The following is a 245-nucleotide window of genomic DNA, read 5'->3' as shown; positions in this document are numbered from 1 at the left end:
GACGGTGATCGTCTGCTCGATGCCGGTCTTGATGACGCGTAACGGCACGGACCTCTGCGTCACAAACACGCCGCTATTGAAGAGATAGGCGCGCACCGTATGCACGCCATTCGGAATGTTGGCGGGCAGACGAAGGGTTGCATTGAAGAGATTGGAGCTGACGAAGCGCACACCCGTCGGGTCGCGCTCGTAAAGCACGCCGGCCTGCTGCAACCGCAGGAACGCCGTGCGGAATTCGCCACGGG

1 protein-coding gene is annotated in these 245 nt (G+C 61.6%); it reads right to left on the bottom strand.

Annotation, left to right across the window (positions count from 1 at the left end; all coding sequences use genetic code 11):
- On the bottom strand, window positions 1–245 hold a 245-nt coding region (locus ACPYOI_RS36745), incomplete at both ends, for a TIGR02186 family protein (RefSeq protein WP_481424267.1).

This window comes from Rhizobium sp. SVR5-2C, from assembly GCF_056755115.1.
The sequence above is the reverse complement of the archived record's forward strand: the minus strand, read 5'-3'. Positions and strand labels throughout refer to the sequence as shown.